The sequence below is a fragment of the Haloarchaeobius amylolyticus genome (assembly GCF_026616195.1).
In the GTDB taxonomy this organism is placed as follows: Archaea; Halobacteriota; Halobacteria; order Halobacteriales; family Natrialbaceae; genus Haloarchaeobius; species Haloarchaeobius amylolyticus.
On the sequence record NZ_JANHDH010000002.1, the window covers coordinates 661,500 to 676,955 of the forward strand.

At 69.3% G+C, this 15,456-nt stretch carries 17 protein-coding genes; 9 read left to right on the forward strand and 8 right to left on the reverse strand.

Translation table 11 applies throughout. The annotated features are described in order from the left end of the window. Window positions 1-2: 2 nt before the first annotated feature. Complete coding sequence (locus NOV86_RS15690; protein WP_267642556.1) at window positions 3-1,208, reverse strand: ArsA family ATPase; 1,206 nt, start codon at window positions 1,206-1,208, stop codon at window positions 3-5. A gap of 68 nt (window positions 1,209-1,276) precedes the next feature. Next, window positions 1,277-2,377, reverse strand: a complete 1,101-nt coding sequence (locus NOV86_RS15695) for a pyridoxal phosphate-dependent aminotransferase (protein ID WP_267642557.1) — start codon at window positions 2,375-2,377, stop codon at window positions 1,277-1,279. 114 nt (window positions 2,378-2,491) lie between these two features. Here NOV86_RS15695 and NOV86_RS15700 point away from each other — a divergent pair, with 114 nt between their 5' ends. Both NOV86_RS15700 and NOV86_RS15705 read left to right on the forward strand, forming a co-directional pair. After that, entirely contained in the window at window positions 2,492-2,989 is a 498-nt protein-coding gene (locus NOV86_RS15700; RefSeq protein WP_267642558.1) for a CinA family protein, read from the forward strand. After that, a complete protein-coding gene (locus NOV86_RS15705; RefSeq protein WP_267642559.1) occupies window positions 2,986-3,492 on the forward strand; it encodes a metal-dependent hydrolase in 507 nt (168 codons plus the stop codon). The genes NOV86_RS15700 and NOV86_RS15705 overlap by 4 nt, the downstream gene beginning before the upstream one ends. Before the next feature lie 21 nt (window positions 3,493-3,513). Here the strand turns inward: NOV86_RS15705 and NOV86_RS15710 are convergent, their stop codons facing one another. Then, window positions 3,514-4,248, reverse strand: a complete 735-nt coding sequence (locus tag NOV86_RS15710) for a PHP-associated domain-containing protein (protein ID WP_303647813.1) — start codon at window positions 4,246-4,248, stop codon at window positions 3,514-3,516. 153 nt (window positions 4,249-4,401) lie between these two features. On the opposite strand from NOV86_RS15710, the gene NOV86_RS15715 reads away from it, so the two are divergent. Beyond that, entirely contained in the window at window positions 4,402-4,698 is a 297-nt protein-coding gene (locus tag NOV86_RS15715; protein ID WP_368408774.1) for a DUF7565 family protein, read from the forward strand. Window positions 4,699-4,745: 47 nt separating this feature from the next. Here the strand turns inward: NOV86_RS15715 and NOV86_RS15720 are convergent, their stop codons facing one another. The 5 genes from NOV86_RS15720 to NOV86_RS15740 form a co-directional block, all read right to left on the reverse strand. Further along, entirely contained in the window at window positions 4,746-5,183 is a 438-nt protein-coding gene (locus NOV86_RS15720) for a transcription elongation factor Spt5 (protein WP_267642561.1), read from the reverse strand. Window positions 5,184-5,185: 2 nt separating this feature from the next. Then, a complete protein-coding gene (locus NOV86_RS15725) occupies window positions 5,186-5,353 on the reverse strand; it encodes a protein translocase SEC61 complex subunit gamma (RefSeq protein ID WP_267642562.1) in 168 nt (55 codons plus the stop codon). 181 nt (window positions 5,354-5,534) lie between these two features. Further along, entirely contained in the window at window positions 5,535-6,698 is a 1,164-nt protein-coding gene (ftsZ, locus tag NOV86_RS15730) for a cell division protein FtsZ (RefSeq protein WP_267642563.1), read from the reverse strand. Between the two features lie 133 nt (window positions 6,699-6,831). Then, the gene (locus tag NOV86_RS15735) at window positions 6,832-8,148 is read right to left on the reverse strand and encodes a D-aminoacyl-tRNA deacylase (protein ID WP_267642564.1); all 1,317 of its coding nucleotides are present in this window, start codon (window positions 8,146-8,148) and stop codon (window positions 6,832-6,834) included. A 63-nt stretch (window positions 8,149-8,211) separates the two neighbouring features. Next, a complete protein-coding gene (locus NOV86_RS15740; RefSeq protein ID WP_267642565.1) occupies window positions 8,212-9,621 on the reverse strand; it encodes a calcium:cation antiporter family protein in 1,410 nt (469 codons plus the stop codon). Between the two features lie 171 nt (window positions 9,622-9,792). On the opposite strand from NOV86_RS15740, the gene NOV86_RS15745 reads away from it, so the two are divergent. Genes NOV86_RS15745 through NOV86_RS15770 form a run of 6 tightly spaced genes read left to right on the forward strand, consistent with a single transcriptional unit; the run spans window position 9,793 to window position 15,379 of the window. Then, on the forward strand, window positions 9,793-10,635 hold the full coding sequence (locus NOV86_RS15745) for a universal stress protein (protein WP_267642566.1): 843 nt from the start codon (window positions 9,793-9,795) through the stop codon (window positions 10,633-10,635). A 55-nt stretch (window positions 10,636-10,690) separates the two neighbouring features. Continuing rightward, window positions 10,691-11,506, forward strand: coding sequence for a shikimate dehydrogenase (locus NOV86_RS15750; protein WP_267642567.1), 816 nt, complete (start codon window positions 10,691-10,693; stop codon window positions 11,504-11,506). A 35-nt stretch (window positions 11,507-11,541) separates the two neighbouring features. Further along, entirely contained in the window at window positions 11,542-12,285 is a 744-nt protein-coding gene (locus NOV86_RS15755) for a helix-hairpin-helix domain-containing protein (protein ID WP_267642568.1), read from the forward strand. Between the two features lie 46 nt (window positions 12,286-12,331). Continuing rightward, a complete protein-coding gene (gene pabB / locus NOV86_RS15760) occupies window positions 12,332-13,849 on the forward strand; it encodes an aminodeoxychorismate synthase, component I (RefSeq protein ID WP_267642569.1) in 1,518 nt (505 codons plus the stop codon). Further along, window positions 13,842-14,465, forward strand: a complete 624-nt coding sequence (locus NOV86_RS15765; protein ID WP_267642570.1) for an anthranilate synthase component II — start codon at window positions 13,842-13,844, stop codon at window positions 14,463-14,465. Before pabB ends, NOV86_RS15765 begins: the two co-directional genes overlap by 8 nt. Next, window positions 14,450-15,379, forward strand: a complete 930-nt coding sequence (locus NOV86_RS15770) for an aminotransferase class IV (protein ID WP_267642571.1) — start codon at window positions 14,450-14,452, stop codon at window positions 15,377-15,379. Before NOV86_RS15765 ends, NOV86_RS15770 begins: the two co-directional genes overlap by 16 nt. Window positions 15,380-15,456 lie beyond the last annotated feature (77 nt).

The following is a 15,456-nucleotide window of genomic DNA, read 5'->3' on the forward strand; positions in this document are numbered from 1 at the left end:
GGTCAGTCGAGACAGGCCGCGACGATGCGCAGCATGCGCTCCCCACAGACCTCCTCGGCGAACAGGGGGACGCGCTTTATCTCGTGACCGCGGAATATCTCCTGTGCCTCCGCCAGCGCCTTCTGCTGGACGTCCCAGCGTCGCTGGCAGAACTCACAGGAGTCGAGGTTCGGCTTGACGAACTCGTCGGGGTCCACGTCGTCGGTCACGTCCGCGAGGTCCTCCATGACCTTGTTGACGACGACGGTCCCGACCGGGATGCCGTAGTCGTCGAGCTGGGAGAGCAGGCGCTTGGACTCGAAGACGCTCATCTCCTCGGGGTTCATGACGACCCGGAAGTCGGTCTGCGTGGGGTCTCTGAGGACCGCCCGCAGGCGCTCGATCTGCTCTTGCAGGGCTTCGAGGTCGTCGGGCATCCCGTCGTCCTCCTGCGGGGCCTGCCCGCCGAACATCCCCTTCAGGCCGTCCATCATACCGCCCAGACGCTCGCGGAGCTTGAGCATCCGGCCGACCATCGTGTCCATGATCTCGGGCAGTTCGAGCAGCCGGAGGGTGTGCCCGGTGGGGGCGGTGTCGACGACGACCCGGTCGAACCGCGGGTCGTCGAGGTACTGGAGGAACAGCTGCATCGCCGCGGCCTCGTCGGCCCCGGGCATCGCGCCGCCCATCAACTGCTCCATGGGGCCGCCATCGCCGCCGAGCATGTCGCCGAGGCCACCCATCGGGCCGCCGGCGCCGCCGGCACCACCGGGCCCGCCGCCCATGCCCATGCCGGCGTCGTCGTCGTCCGCGTTCTGGCCCCCGCCGAAGACCGCCGCGCCCTGTTCCATCGCGACCTCGGGGTCGATCTCGGCCGCGTAGAGGGGGATGTCGTCGCGGATTTGCGTGGGCTCGGCCGGAATCTCCGTCTCGAACGTGTCCGAGAGCGAGTGCGCCGGGTCGGTCGAGACCACGAGCGTCGTCGAGCCGTCGCTGGCGCTCGCGAGCGCGGTCGCGGCCGCCATCGTCGTCTTGCCGACGCCACCCTTCCCGCCGTAGAGGACGTACTTCGGGGCGTCGATCCCGTCGAGGCCGACGTCGTCCCGGGTCGTCGTCTCGGTCCCGTCGACGACGTCGACGTCGATATCAGCGTCCGTCGCGTCGACGGACTGCTCGTCGTCGTCGCTCTCCTCCACCTCGTCGACTGCCTCGACGCTGATGTCTGTCATACGCGCCGATACCGGGTCACGACTTGTGTACTTCCCGGTTGGGACCGACGCCGGCCCGGGAGGGAGCCTCAGGAGAAGTAGTTCGTCAGCCGCTCTGCGGCCTCTTCGACCCGGGGCGTCACCAGCGCGAACCGGAACCAGTCCGACCGGGAGTCGCCGAAGGTCTCGCCGGGCATCCCCGCGACGCCGGCCTCGTCGATGAGTCGCTTGGTGTTCTCGATGGACCCCGGCGTGTCCCCGAACCGGGCCATCACGTAGAACGCGCCGTCGGGCCGGGTGTACTCCGCGCCGGCCTCGTCGAGCGCGGTCGTGAACGTCTCGACGCGCTCGCGCAGCAGTTCGCGGTTCGCCTCGTAGTACGCCGGGTCCGTGTTGCGCAGGGCGTGCAGGACGGCGGCCTGGGCCGGCCGGGAGCCCGCGACGTTCACCAGCATGTGCCGGGACTTCGCGGCCTCGACGTGCTGCTCGGGGAAGACCGCGTAGCCGACCCGGAAGCCGGTGATGGCGAGCGTCTTCGAGAACGAGTTCGTGACGATGCGATGGTCGGAGTCGACCGAGAGCGCGCTCGTGAACCGTCCCGAGAGGTCGTAGTGGTCGTACACCTCGTCGCTGACCAGGATGGCGTCGTACGCCTCGGCGATGGCGACGAGTTCCTCGACCGTCTCCTCGTCGTACACCGCGCCGGTCGGGTTGTTCGGCGAGTTCACGACGATGGCGGCGGTGTCCTCGCTGGCCGCCTCGCGCACGTCGGCCGGGTCCAGCGTCCCGTCGGGGGCCGTCGCGACGAACGTCTGGGTCCCGCCGAGCATCGTGGTCTTGCCCGGGTAGTAGGGGTAGACCGGGTCCGTGAGGATGACCTCGTCGCCCGTGCCCAGTTCGAGCGCCCGCGCCATCGCGAGGTAGTTCGCCTCGCCGCCGCCGTTGGTCACGACGACCTGTGCCTCGTCGACGTTCCGCCGGGCGGCGATCTCCTCGCGGAGCTCGCGGATGCCCTCCGACGGCGGGTACTGGAACTCCAGCGAGTCGCGGTCCGCGTAGTCGTGGAGCCCCTCCCGCAGGGCCTCGGGCGGCTCCCAGTCGGGGTTCCCGCTGACCATGTCCACCACGTCGCGGTCGGCGTGGACCGCGTAGGACATGATCTCGAAGAAGAGCGGTTTCTCGTAGTTCATGTGCCACACCTCGGCGTGCGGGGTGGAGTTTCTTTCGCCACGGTTCGGACCGCCCGACGACCACCCGACGCGGGAGCCCTGCCATTCAAACCACTCCCGCTCCTTCCTCCGGGTATGCCACATATCGCAGCACGCCTCGGGGACGCGCTCCGCGAGCGCGAGCAGACGCTCGCGACCGCGGAGTCCTGCACCGGGGGGCTCATCGGGGCCCGCATCACCGACGTCCCGGGCGCCTCGGACTACTTCGACCGGTCGCTCGTCACCTACGCCTACGGCGCCAAAGAGCAGTTGCTCGGCGTGAACCGCGAGGACCTCGACGCGCTGGGGGCGGTCTCGGAGCCGGTCGCCCGCCAGATGGCACAGGGCGTCCGCGACACCGCCGACGTGACCTGGGGCGTCTCGACCACCGGGGTCGCCGGACCCGCGGGCGGCACCGAGGAGACACCGGTCGGGACCGTGTTCGTCGGCATCGCCTACGCCGGCCCGTGGGGCAGCGAGTCCTCCTACACCACGGTCGAGCGCTACGAGTTCGACGGGGACCGCGCGACCGTCAGGGAGAAGACGGTCGAGCAGGCACTCTCCGACGTGCTCGACGAGGTGGAGTCACAGTGAACAAGAAAGGACACGTGATGAACGCGGTGCTGTTGAGTATCGGCCTCGGCTACGTCCTCGAACCGGCCGGGACGGAAGCGACCTTCGTGAAGATCGTCGAGGTCGGCCTCCCGGTCACGCTCGGGGCGCTGTTCCCCGACGTCGACACCGAGTTCGGCAAGCACCGCAAGACGTTGCACAACCTGCCAGTCCTCGCCCTCTTCGTCGCCTTCCCGATGGTGTTCGATGGGAACCTCCAGTACGTCTGGATCGGCGTCCTCACCCACTACGTCCTCGACGTCATGGGCAGCAAGCGCGGTATCGCGCTGTTCTACCCCTACTCGAAGGAGTTCGGCCTGCCCATCGGCGTCGCCGTCAAGAGCGAGCACTCGGACCTGATGACGGTCGTCATCACCGGGTTCGAACTCGCGGTCTGCTACCTCGTCGTCCACCAGATTCCGTGGGCGACGCTGGAGTTCGGACAGGGCATCCAGGGTATCGGGCTGGCCGTGCTCGGGGTCTGACCCGACCCGGCACAGAAACAGTCAGTACACCGCTACGTCGTCGAACCGGCCCTCGTACGCGATGTGTCGCGGGTGGGTCGGTTCGGTCCCCGAGAGGAACAGGCGGTCGATCTTCGACCAGGAGTTCTCGTAGCCCAGGTGGGCGAACTCCGCCAGACAGCGCGCCCGGTGGCCGACCCCGCGCTGGCGGCCGACCTCCCGTGCAGCACCCTCGGTGAGCGCGTCGACCAGTTCGGCCTCCGAGTCGAGGCGGCGCTCGAACGTCGTCCAGACCTCGCCGATGGACCGGCGGAGGTGCGCGTACGAGGAGCCGAAGGGCGCCCAGTCGTCGCGCCGGACGATGCTGCGGGCGCGGTCCGCCCAGTGACCGAGGAGTTTCGGGTTGTACGCCTCGACGGCGTCGATCTCGCCGGCCCACGTCCGCAGGTCGCCGCGGCCGAGGCTGACGTTCAGGAACTCGGGGTGGGGCGCGAGGACGGCGGCGCCCTGGCGGGCGAGTTCGCCCATCGCGCCGTCGAGCGTGATGAAGTCCGGCACCGGGTCCTCGAGCCCGATGGCGAGGACGTGCCGGCGGTTGCGCCAGTCGCCGGTGAATATCTCGCGGCCCGGGACGACGAGCAACTCCTCGTCGCTGAACTCGCGGGCTCGCTCGCGGATGTCCGGCAACCGGACGAAGTGCGGTGCGTACACCAGCACGTCGAGTCCCCGGGCCTTGGCGCGTTCGACGACCTGCTCGTCGAGCACCTTCACGTGCATGTCCACCCGGGACCCCTCGCTGTCGCTCACAGTCAGGGGTATCGTCAGGACCAGTTTAGTGGTTCCGTTTCCGGTCCGGGGGCCTCGAAGACGGACCGGCCGACAGGCTCAGGACAACAATGAAATAGCCGACTCCCGTAGCTTCGGCAACTGATGGCGTGGGAATGCCGAATCGAAGAGTGCGACACGTCGTACGAGAGCGTCGAAGACCTCATCGTCCACCAGAGCACCGAGCACGAGCGCCAGGAGTGCAAGGTCTGTGGCGTGGTCGTCCCCGACGGCTACCTGGCGATCCGCCACGCGTTCAACGAACACTCGCGCGCGGAGTACGTCCGGGCCTACGGCGCCAGCTCGGAGGAGGTCAGAGAGCGCGAAGAGATAAAAGACCTCGTCGAGGAGACCGCGGACCTGCAGGCGGTCGTCGAGCGTCTCGGTGGCTCGCCTGCGTAACCTGTTCTGTTCTGCGTCGGAATCGGCGTGACGCCCGTGTACGACGGTTACCGTTCTTCCGAATCCAGCACGCGGATCTGGTCGCCGCGCACGGTGACCGGAATCGGGACGGTCGCCTCGTACAGCTCGACGGTGACCTGGTCCTTGCCCTCGTCGATGCGCTGGACCTGCGCCTTCTCGCCCTTGAACGGGCCGGCGATGAGTTCGACGATGTCGCCCTCCGCGATGCCCTCGACGTCCGGCTTCGGGGAGAGGAAGTGCTCCACCTCGGAGATGTCGGACTCGCCGGGGATGACGCTGCGGGCGTGCGGGATGTCCTCGAGCACGCGCTCGATGATGTTGTGGTCGTCTGCCTCGACCATCACGTAGCTCGTCAGCGAATCGGGGGCGAGCGCGGCGTGGATGGTCGGCTCCTCGCGGTTCATGATCATGTCCGCGACGGTTCGCTCCTGGCTCGCCGTGGTCTTGACTGCGTATATCGGCATTGTTAGGCGGGTACGAACTGCATCACGAGAGCGATGAGAAAGCCCATCAGGCCGACGAAGAGGATGCCGGCCCCGGCGATCTTGGCGATTTGCGAGAACTCGTCCCACGACGGTGTGCTCGCCATCTTGAGCACGCGGACGTAGGAGTTGAGGTCCTTGGGAACTTCCATGGCCGGGGCTTTGTCATCAGTGCTTTTCTATCTATTGATGCTCGTCATCGCCGGGGGCACCGTCGGAACCGCCGAACTGGCGGGCTCGGACGGTGCAAGAAGCGTCGTCACTGGAGCGGGCTCGAAGGCGGGAAGAGACGATAGAAGGCGATGGAGATGGTCGAGCGCCCGGGGAGTACGACTACTCGACGAAGTCGATGTCCTGCTGGACGTTCTGGGGCTGCTGGGCCTCCTGGGGCTGGGACTCGCCGGTGCTGCCGTAGATCTGGGGCGAGTCGACGCCCGTCACGACGATCATGGTGCGCATGCTGCCCTCGAGGGTCTCGTCGATGGAGGTCCCCCAGATGATGCGGGCGTCGGGGTCGATGCGGTCGTAGATCTCCTCGACGACGCCCTCGGCCTCCTCGATGCTCATGTCGGAGCCGCCGGTGACGTTGACCAGCGCCGAGGAGGCACCGGAGATGTCCACGTCGAGCAGTGGGGAGCGCAGCGCGGCCTTCACGGAGTCCGTCGACTTGGCGTCGGAGTCGGACTCGCCGAGGCCGATCATCGCGACGCCGCCACGTTCCATGACGGTGCGGACGTCGGCGAAGTCGAGGTTGACGAGGCCGGGCTTGGTGATGAGTTCGGTGATGCCCTTGACCGAGCGCATGAGGACCTCGTCGGAGACCTTGAACGCCTGGCGGACCGGCAGTTTGCCGACGGAGTCGAGCAGGCGGTCGTTCGGGACGACGATGACGGTGTCGCTCACGTCACGCAGGCGTTCGAGGCCGGCTTCGGCGTTGGTCCGGCGGACCTCGCCCTCGGCGGTGAACGGCGTCGTGACGATAGCGATGGTGAGCGCGCCCGCCTCGCGGGCGGCCTTGGCGACGACCGGCGCGGAGCCGGTGCCGGTGCCACCGCCGAGGCCGGCGGTGACGAACACCATGTCCGAGCCCTCGATGGACTCGTAGATCTCCTCCTGCGATTCGAGGGCGGCCTCCTCGCCGACCTGCGGGAGCGACCCGGCACCGCGCCCGCCGGTCTTCTGCTCGCCCATCAGGATCTTCGTGTCGGCCTCGATCTCCACGAGGTGCTGGACGTCCGTGTTCGCGGCGACGAGCTTCGCGCCGTGGATGCCCTCCTCGTGCATGCGGTTGATGGTGTTCCCGCCCGCGCCACCACAGCCGACCACGGTGATGTTCGTCTGGAGCTCCTGGAGTACGTCCTCGAGCTCGTCGTCGGTCATCTTGCCGGTGCGTTTGGGCTCTGCGTCCTGTGGTGCGCCCCCGGAACGCTGGGCGGGCTCTCGCTCCTGCGCCCCGCCTTCGGCCTCGTCGATAGCGTCTTCAACGATCGAATCCATCCTTAGCACCCATTATTTTATCGAGGTTAATTACCTTTCCCCCACTGTCCGACGGCCGTCAGACGTTTGGGCTCTCACGACGTGAGGTGTGGGATTCCGGGAACGTCGCCCTGTCGGGTGCCCGCCTTTATATTCAGACGGGGAAGCGCTCGGTTCGCTCGCTCGACACGTCCGCCGGGGCGATGGTCCGGCCGTCGATCTCGACGGCCTGCCCGCCGGCGAGTCTGCCGAACTTCGGCCCCTCGGGGACGCCCGCCTCGTGGGCGAGTGCGGGGTCGAACGCCTGCGAGCGCGCGACGACCTCGCCGTCCTCGCGGCGGACCTCGTCGTACTTCTCCGCGAGCACGTCGACCAGCGCGTCGACGAACGCGTCGTAGCCCGTGGGCGTGACTGCGCCCTGGCCATCGACGCGGCTCCCGCTCTGGATTGTCTCGTAGGCGACGAGGTGCTCGTCCGCGGCGGCGAGGACGGCCTCGCGGTCGGTGCCCTGGGCCGCGTCGAGCAGGGCCGACGGGAGGTCGCGTACCGCCCAGTCGCCCGTCGTCGCTGCCGTGCCGAATCGCAGGCCGTCGGCGACCGGGCAGATGGCCTCCTCCAGCGCGGCGACCGTCTCGAGGTCGCGGCCGTCGACCGCCCGCAGCCACGTCTCGGTGACGACCCGGTAGCCGAGGTCCTCTACGACGGCTTCGAGCGCGGGTCGGTCGCCCTCGACCAGCGCGTACTCGGCGCCGGACTGCTCGAACGCCTGCGCCAGCACGTCGCGATGCTCCTCGGGGTGGCCCATGGCGTCGAGGCCCCAGTCGGCCGCGATGTGGCCGACCGCCCACGAGGTGTCGCGGACGACGCGCTCGAACCGCGGGACGTAGTGCCCGCCGCCGAAGCCGACGACGGTTCGGTCGCGGTGCGGGGCGACGCCCTCGATGTCGAGTATCGCCTGCGCGACGGCTCTCGCGCCCGCGGGGTCCTCCCACTGCTCCTCGCCGCTACCCAGTTCGACGAACATCGACGGGACGCCGACCCGGCTCGGCCCGTGGTGGGTGCACTCCATGCCGACCTCGTAGCCCGCCGGGGCGTGCTCTTCGAACGCCGAGAGCAGGGCCGCCTGCGCGTTCGGGCACGCCTCGGCGAGGCTGTCGTCCGCGCCGCCGTACTCCGCCGGGCCGAAGTTCCCGGTGAAGTGGGCGGTGAGCAACGGTCCCGTCTCGCCGGAGTGGCGCGACGCGAACACGAGCAGTTCGGGGTCGTCGAACGCGTCGGCGGCGTCGTCGATGTCGAGGTGCAACGCGTCGAACTCGCGCAGTGCGAACCCGTCGGTCCGGTAGACGGTCCCGCCACCCGCGCCGTCCGGGCGGGACGTGTCCTCGGTCGTCTCCCAGTCCGCCAGGTCGCGCAGGTGCGACCCGATGTGCTCGGAGGCGGCGTCCGCTCGGCTGACGACTATCGCGATCACGGGCCAGCGTTGGCGAAGCGAGAACAAGTGGGTATCGGGTCGTCGCGAGACGGCGAGCGCCGGTCAGTCGGAGTGGTCGGCGACCGGACTCTCGCCGCCGATGGACTCCTTCGCGCGGTTCGCCGTCCACTGGAAGGTCCGCGCGAGTTCGGCGCGGCGCCGCCAGAACATCACGACGGCGATGGCGACGTAGACCACGGTGTAGGCGTAGAGGATGGCCATGCTGAGTTCGGTCGCCTCGGCTGCCGAGGTCGTCAGGATGACGGCGTACTCGGCGATGACCTGGGTGGAGAACAGGACCAGCAGGAGGACGGCCTCGCGGACGCTGATCTCGAAGTTCGTGATGATGGCGATGGCGAAGAGGCTCTGGGCGGCCGTGATCCAGATCTCGGCGGCCTGCTTCGAGTCGAACGGGAGCGTGCCGACCTCGCCGAGCGCGAAGCTGTAGACGATGGCCAGCGTCCCGATGAGCAGGGTCCACTGGTTGAGCTTCGAGGAGATGAGCGCGTTGAACCCGGCCGTCGACCGCGCCTTGTTGACGAGGTAGGCGACGACGATGAGTTCGGGCGACTCGGAGGCCAGCGGGGCGATCCACTGTATCATGAAGAACGGTGGGACGCCGAGGTCCTTCCCGATGACCTCGAGGCCGTGGGCGAACGGGTGGACCGCGGTGTAGATGATGAACCCGGAGAACAGGAACAGGGTGATAGAGGAGAGCGCCCGGTAGGCGAACGGGAGTCGCTGGAGGTACGCCGGGACACCGACCTGCTCCTCGTGCTCTTCGACGTCTCCGCGGACGATGATGGCGATGTAGGCGATGTAGAGGCCGAGGAGGACGATGGTGTCGGCGATGCCGATGCCGCCGCGAAGCGGGACGAGGAACGCGAAGAGGGTCGCGCCGAGCAGGAAGACGATCTCGAGCCCGAGGTCGCGGTCCAGCGAGACGGTGTTCGCGAGGAAGCCGTCCTTCTCGGTCACGGAGGGGTCCTTCGCGGAACCGGCCCGGTAGACGGTGAAGAGAGCGATGCCGGACCAGCCGAGGCCGATGAGGATACGGTTCGCGCCGGTCATGTTCGCGACCGCGAGGTTCGCGTCGTGACAGGCCGCGGCGACCGGGGTCGCACCGTTCTCGATCTGCTGTTTGGTGAACTGGGCACAGGCTTCGGCGGTCGCCCCGCCGTCACCGGCGCCGAAGGCGTAGAGGGCGTCGACCGCGTACTCGGGTGCGACCGCGAGGACGGCGAGGACGGCGATGGCGAAGGCGCGTGGCACGTCCTTCTCTGCCGTCTCCGCCCCCCAGGCGAGCATGAAGGAGGCACCGAGGACCGAGAGCCCACTCACCGCGACTGTCATCAGGGGAGAGAAACCGAGTGTTTTCGGGCCACCGAGCGCCATCACGCCGACCCACGGCGCTGTGAGCAGGGCGGCGAAGACGAGGGCGGCCAGCGGATGCCGGAGCCGGTTCGTAACCATGTCTGAACGGTTCGCAATCTCGTAGGTAATGCTTGTGGTTTCACGAAGCCCCTTGTGTCAGGCGGTCGCACCGCGCGTGAGCGGCGGTTCCCCGGTACCCGTGGCGCTCCCGCCGCCGGAGAATACTGCACACGATTTTTGTACCGACTCGGCGAACCTCCACCGAGAGACATGTTCGAGCAAGTCGTCATCGCAGTAGACGGGAGCGAGTGTGCGTCCCGGGCCGCCCAGGCGGGCGTCGCACTCGCGGACACCTACGGGGCCCGGGTCACGGCCGTCGCAGCAGCACACGAGGAACTCGACCAGGCGGCGGCACGGGACATCCTCGACGAGGTGGAGGAACTCGGCGCCGACGCCGGGGTCCCCGTCGAGGCACACGTCGTGGTCGACCGCCCCTCCCACGCCATCGTCGACATCGCCGACCGGTTCGACGCGGACCTCGTCGTCATGGGTCGGCACGGGAACAGCGGCATCCGGGACCGGCTGTTCGGGAGCGTCACCAACCGCGTCCTCAGGACGGCGAAACGCGACGTGCTGACGGTCCCGGCCAGCGACGAGCAGGTCGAGGAGTTCGAGACCATCCTCATGCCGACCGACGGGAGCAAGGCCGCGAGCCGGGCCGTCGCACCTGCGACCGACCTCGCGGACCGGTACGGTGCGGCACTGCACCTCCTCACCGTGGTCGACGTGGCGATGGAGGCCGGGCCGTTCAGTGCCGGCGGCGTCGACAGGGAGTACGTCGAGCGGCTCCTCGCGGACGCCATGACGGAGCTGGAGGACCTCGCGGACGAGTACGCCGCCGAGGCCGCGACCGACGTCGAGTTCGAGCTGGCAACTCGTTCGGGCATCCCGAGCGAGGGCATCGCGGCCTACGTCGACGAGAACGACGTGGACCTCGTGGTCATCGCGTCGACGGGCGAGTCGAGCCTCGCCGGTCAGTTCCTCGGGAGTACGGCCGACCGCGTCCTGCGGCTCGTCGACGAACCGGTCCTCGTGGTCCACCCCCGGCGCTGAGCGAGTGCTGCCGGCGGCGGACGATTTTTGCCCGCCCGACGCGTCCCCACCGCGTATGCAGGTCTTCGGACTCCTCGGCAACCCCGTCGGACACTCGCTGTCGCCACCGATGCACGAGGCGGCCTACGAGGTGTACGACATGGACGCCCGCTACGTGACGTTCGAGCCGGCTCCCGAGCACCTCGCGACCGCCGTCGAGGGCGCCGAGGCACTCGGTATCAGCGGCCTGAACGTCACCATCCCGTTCAAGCAGGACGTGCTGTCGCTGGTCGAACCGGACGACCTCGCGGCCCGCATCGGCGCGGTGAACACTGTCGACTTCTCCGGCGACACGCCCACCGGGCACAACACCGACGCCGACGGGGCCCGCCGTGCGCTCGAAGAACAGGGCGATGCGTCTCTCGACGGCGCGACAGCGGTCGTCGTCGGGGCTGGCGGGGCCGGCCGTGCGGTGGCCTTCGCGCTGGCGGACGCCGGCAGCACCGTCCACGTCGCGAACCGGACCGTCGAGCGCGCGACGGCCCTCGCCGCGGACGTACCGGGTGCCAGCGGCCACGGCCTCGACGCGCTCACCGACCTCGTCCCGGAGGCGGACGTGCTCGTCAACGCGACCAGCGTCGGCATGGAAGCGAACGAATCGCCGGTTCCCGCCGAGGCGCTCCATGGTGACCTCGTGGTCCTCGACGCGGTCTACAGCCCGCTGGAGACGCGATTGCTGAAGGAGGCCGCGGCTCGCGGCGCGACGACGGTCGACGGCGCCTGGATGCTGTTGTATCAGGGAGCTATCGCGTTCGAGCGCTGGACCGGCCGCGACGCCCCCATCGCCGAGATGAACGAAGCGCTGCGAACCGGCCTGCGAGGCGACAGGTAGCGGGTTTAAGTACCGCCACACGATACTCCCCTGTAATGGCACTGCTCAAGAAGTTGAAGTCGCTGCTGGGGCTGGACGACGACTCCCAGCCACGGTCCTCGCGAGACGTCGGTGTCACCGTGGAGAAAGAGCGGCGTGAGCCCTCGACAGCGGACGAGACGACGAGTACCGAGACGGCAGAGGCAGCGGCCGAGACCACGGCCGAGTCCGAATCGTCCACCGAGCCGGCGACGGAAGCCGCCGAGCCGGCCGAGACGAGCGAGCCAGCCGAGCCGGACGCCGGCGAGGCGGCGGCCGACGAACCGACCGAACCCGCAGTCGAGGAAGCGGAACCCGAGGCGGAGCCGGTGTCCGAGGCGGAGCCGGAGTCCGACACCGAACCCGAGGCAGAACCGGAGTCCGACACCGAACCCGAGGCAGAACCGGAGTCCGACACCGAACCCGAGGCAGAACCGGAGTCCGAGGCGGAACCGGAGCCCGAGACCGAATCCGAGGCAGAACCGGTATCCGACGCGGAGGCGGACACCGAACCCGACACGGACGCCGGGGAGGACACCGAGGCCGAAGCGGCACCGGCCGAGGACGAACCCGAGGAACCGTCCGAACCGACCGACGACATCAAGGGCATCGGCCCGGCGTACGCCGAGCGGCTGGCCGGGGCCGGCATCGAGACCGTCGCCGACCTCGCCGACGCCGACCCGGACGAGGTCGCCGAACAGACCGACATCTCCGCGACCCGTATCGAGCAGTGGGTCAAGCGGGCTCGCGCCCGCCGCTAGGCCGGAAACCGCAACACGGTTACGTCCAGTTCTCCTTCTGCAGGACATGACCGACCCCCGCGTCGTGACCAGTCGCGAGGCGTTCGCCTCGACGGCGGCGGACGCTCCGCCGGGGGCACGCGTCCCGGTCGAGGTCCGGGTGCGCGTGGACGACCCGTTCGACGCGTATCGACGGGCCCGCGGCGACGAGTGGAACACCTACGTCGAGACCACCGGTGGGCAGCCCGGCTGGGGCTACTTCGCGGTCGACCCCGTCGACGCCATGACCGTCTCGGCCGACGCCGAGACGCTGACGACCGATGCTGGCCCACGCGAGTCCGCGACGCTGGCCGCATTGCAGGGTCTCCTCGACGGCGAGACGCTCGCCCGTGGCGACTGTGACGTGCCGTACCCCTGCGGGGCCATCGGCTGGCTCTCCTACGACGTCGCCCGGGAACTCGAATCGCTCCCCGACTCGGCCGTCGACGACCGACAGCTCCCCCACCTGCAGGTCGGGGTGTACGACCGCATCGCCGCCTGGGAGGACCCCCGGGAGGGCGAGGAGACCACGCTCAGGATCACCGCCTGCCCGGTCGTGGACGCGTTCGACGACGCCGAGGCGGCGTTCGACCACGGTCGCGAGCACGCCCTCGCCCTCGCGGCGCGTGCGACCACCGGCGACCCCGGGTTCGGGGAGCCGCCGAAAGACCAGAACGACGCGACCTTCGAGAGCGACTGCGGCCGCGAGGCCTACGCCGACAGGGTCCGGGCAGTGAAGGAGTACGTCCACGCCGGCGACACCTTCCAGGCGAACGTCTCCCAGCGCCTCGTCGCCCCGGCCGCGGTCCACCCCGTCGCCGCCTACGACGCGCTCCGGGCCGTGAACCCGGCGCCGTACTCGGGGCTGTTCGAGTTCCCCGGCGTCGACCTCGTGAGCGCGAGCCCGGAACTCCTGCTGGACCGCGACGGCGAGTTCGTCCGGACCGAACCCATCGCCGGGACTCGCCCGCGTGGGCACACCCCCGAGGAGGACGACGACCTCGCGGCCGACCTCACCAGCGACGAGAAGGAACGCGCCGAGCACGCGATGCTGGTCGACCTCGAGCGCAACGACCTCGGGAAGGTGTGCGAGTACGGGAGCGTCGAGGTGGCGGAGTACCGCCGCGTCGACCGCTACTCCGAGGTGATGCACCTCGTGTCGAACGTGACCGGCGACCTCCGGGCGGAGGCGACGCTCGCGGACGCCATCGCGGCGGTGTTCCCCGGCGGCACCATCACGGGTGCCCCGAAGCCGCGGACGATGGAGATCATCGACGAGCTGGAGTCGACCCGGCGCGGTCCCTACACCGGCAGCATGGGCCTGTTCGGGTTCGACGACCGGGCGACGCTCAACATCGTCATCCGGACGCTCGTCCGAACCGGCGGGGAGTACCACCTGCGCGTCGGGGCCGGCATCGTCCACGATTCGGTGCCGGAACGCGAGTACGAGGAGACACTGGACAAGGCTCGCGCCCTCGTCACGGCGGTCGACGAGGCACTGGGCGACCGGGCTGGCCTGACCGTCGAGGGGGCGGACGATGACTGAGATACTCGTCGTCGACAACTACGACTCGTTCGTCTACAACCTCGTCCAGTACGTGGGCGAGCTGGCGGACAGCGTGGTCGTCCGGCGGAACGACGCCATCGACGTGGCCGACGTCGAGGCACTCGACCCCGACGGCATCGTCGTCTCGCCGGGACCCGGGACCCCCGCCGAGGCGGGCGTCTCCATCCCGGTGTTCCGCGACCTCGCGTACCCGACCCTCGGAGTCTGTCTGGGCCACCAGGCGCTCTGTGCGGCCAACGGTGCACCCGTGGTCCACGCCCCCGACGTGGTCCACGGCAAGCCCTCGGTCATCACCCACGACGGGCGGGGCATCTTCTCGGACGTGCCCGACCGCATCCGCGTCGGGCGCTATCACTCGCTGGCGGTCGAGCGGACAGACCTCCCCGACACGCTGGTCGAGACCGCCGCGACCGACGACGAACGTGACGTGCTGATGGCGGTCCGCCACCGCGAGAAGCCCCACGTCGGCGTGCAGTTCCATCCGGAGAGCATCCTCACGGGCGACGTGAGCGAACCGGAAGCCGGCACGCACCTGTCGCTGCGCGTCGGCAAGCGACTCGTTGCGACCTTCATCGAACAATGCGATACCACGTAGACGGCGAACTCGTCCCGGCCGAGGACGCGAGCGTCAGCGTCCGCGACCGGGGGTTCCAGTACGGCGATGCAGCGTTCGAGACGATGCGGGCCTACGGCGGCGACGTGTTCGAGTGGGCGGCACACGCCGACCGGTTGCGCCGCTCCTGCGAGACGCTCGGGTTCGAACACGGGTTCTCCGACGGGGAACTCCGCGCTCGCATCGACGAGACGCTCGCGGCGAACGACCTCGACGACGCCTACGTCAAGCTCTCGGTGACCCGCGGTGTCCAGCCGGGGACGCTGGCACCGAAACCCGAGGTCGACCCGACCGTCGTCGTCATCGTCAAACCGCTCCCGCGGGGCGGGAAGGGAAGCGAGCCCGTCTGGGACGGGCCGGCCACGCTCCAGACGACGAAGACACGCAAACCGCCGGCGAACGCGCTCCCACCGGGCGCGAAGACCCACAACTACCTGAACGGCATCCTCGCCCGGAACGAGCTGGTCGAGGACGCCGACGAGGCCCTGCTCCGCGACCAGGAGGGTAACGTCTGCGAGGGCGCGACGAGCAACCTCTTCTTCGTCAACGACCACGGCCTGCACACCCCGAGTGCAGAGCTGCCGCTCCTGCCGGGCATCACCCGGAAGGTGGTCCTCGAACTCGCCGACGAGGAGGGTATCCCGGTGTGGCAGGACCGCTACGCGCTGGAGGACGTGCGGACCGCCGACGAGGCGTTCCTGACGAACTCGACGTGGGAGCTCCGGCCGGTGGCGACGGTCGACGGGCTGGACGTGGGTGGTGGGCCCGTCACCGACCTGCTCCGGAGCAAGTTCGCGGCACTCGTCGAGCGTCGCCACTACGATGGTGAACGACTGGCGGCCGGAGCCGGGACACCCACGGGGTCGGGAGCCGAAGGTTCGAAGGACCCAGAATAGCGAACAGGCGACGCGATTTCGAGACCACGCGCGGGGGCGTCGCGCAACCGCGGACCGGGCGTGGCGGCTCAGTGCAC

What these genes read in the sequence shown, in the direction of transcription:
- NOV86_RS15690 (WP_267642556.1), bottom strand. Translation starts at nt 1,208, where the DNA reads ATGACAGACATCAGCGTCGAGGCAGTCGACGAGGTGGAGGAGAGCGAC.
- NOV86_RS15695 (WP_267642557.1), bottom strand. Translation starts at nt 2,377, where the DNA reads ATGAACTACGAGAAACCGCTCTTCTTCGAGATCATGTCCTACGCGGTC.
- NOV86_RS15700 (WP_267642558.1), top strand. Translation starts at nt 2,492, where the DNA reads ATGCCACATATCGCAGCACGCCTCGGGGACGCGCTCCGCGAGCGCGAG.
- NOV86_RS15710 (WP_303647813.1), bottom strand. Translation starts at nt 4,248, where the DNA reads ATGCACGTGAAGGTGCTCGACGAGCAGGTCGTCGAACGCGCCAAGGCC.
- NOV86_RS15715 (WP_368408774.1), top strand. Translation starts at nt 4,402, where the DNA reads ATGGCGTGGGAATGCCGAATCGAAGAGTGCGACACGTCGTACGAGAGC.
- NOV86_RS15720 (WP_267642561.1), bottom strand. Translation starts at nt 5,183, where the DNA reads ATGCCGATATACGCAGTCAAGACCACGGCGAGCCAGGAGCGAACCGTC.
- NOV86_RS15725 (WP_267642562.1), bottom strand. Translation starts at nt 5,353, where the DNA reads ATGGAAGTTCCCAAGGACCTCAACTCCTACGTCCGCGTGCTCAAGATG.
- ftsZ (WP_267642563.1), bottom strand. Translation starts at nt 6,698, where the DNA reads ATGGATTCGATCGTTGAAGACGCTATCGACGAGGCCGAAGGCGGGGCG.
- NOV86_RS15740 (WP_267642565.1), bottom strand. Translation starts at nt 9,621, where the DNA reads ATGGTTACGAACCGGCTCCGGCATCCGCTGGCCGCCCTCGTCTTCGCC.
- NOV86_RS15745 (WP_267642566.1), top strand. Translation starts at nt 9,793, where the DNA reads ATGTTCGAGCAAGTCGTCATCGCAGTAGACGGGAGCGAGTGTGCGTCC.
- NOV86_RS15750 (WP_267642567.1), top strand. Translation starts at nt 10,691, where the DNA reads ATGCAGGTCTTCGGACTCCTCGGCAACCCCGTCGGACACTCGCTGTCG.
- NOV86_RS15755 (WP_267642568.1), top strand. Translation starts at nt 11,542, where the DNA reads ATGGCACTGCTCAAGAAGTTGAAGTCGCTGCTGGGGCTGGACGACGAC.
- pabB (WP_267642569.1), top strand. Translation starts at nt 12,332, where the DNA reads ATGACCGACCCCCGCGTCGTGACCAGTCGCGAGGCGTTCGCCTCGACG.
- NOV86_RS15765 (WP_267642570.1), top strand. Translation starts at nt 13,842, where the DNA reads ATGACTGAGATACTCGTCGTCGACAACTACGACTCGTTCGTCTACAAC.
- NOV86_RS15770 (WP_267642571.1), top strand. Translation starts at nt 14,450, where the DNA reads ATGCGATACCACGTAGACGGCGAACTCGTCCCGGCCGAGGACGCGAGC.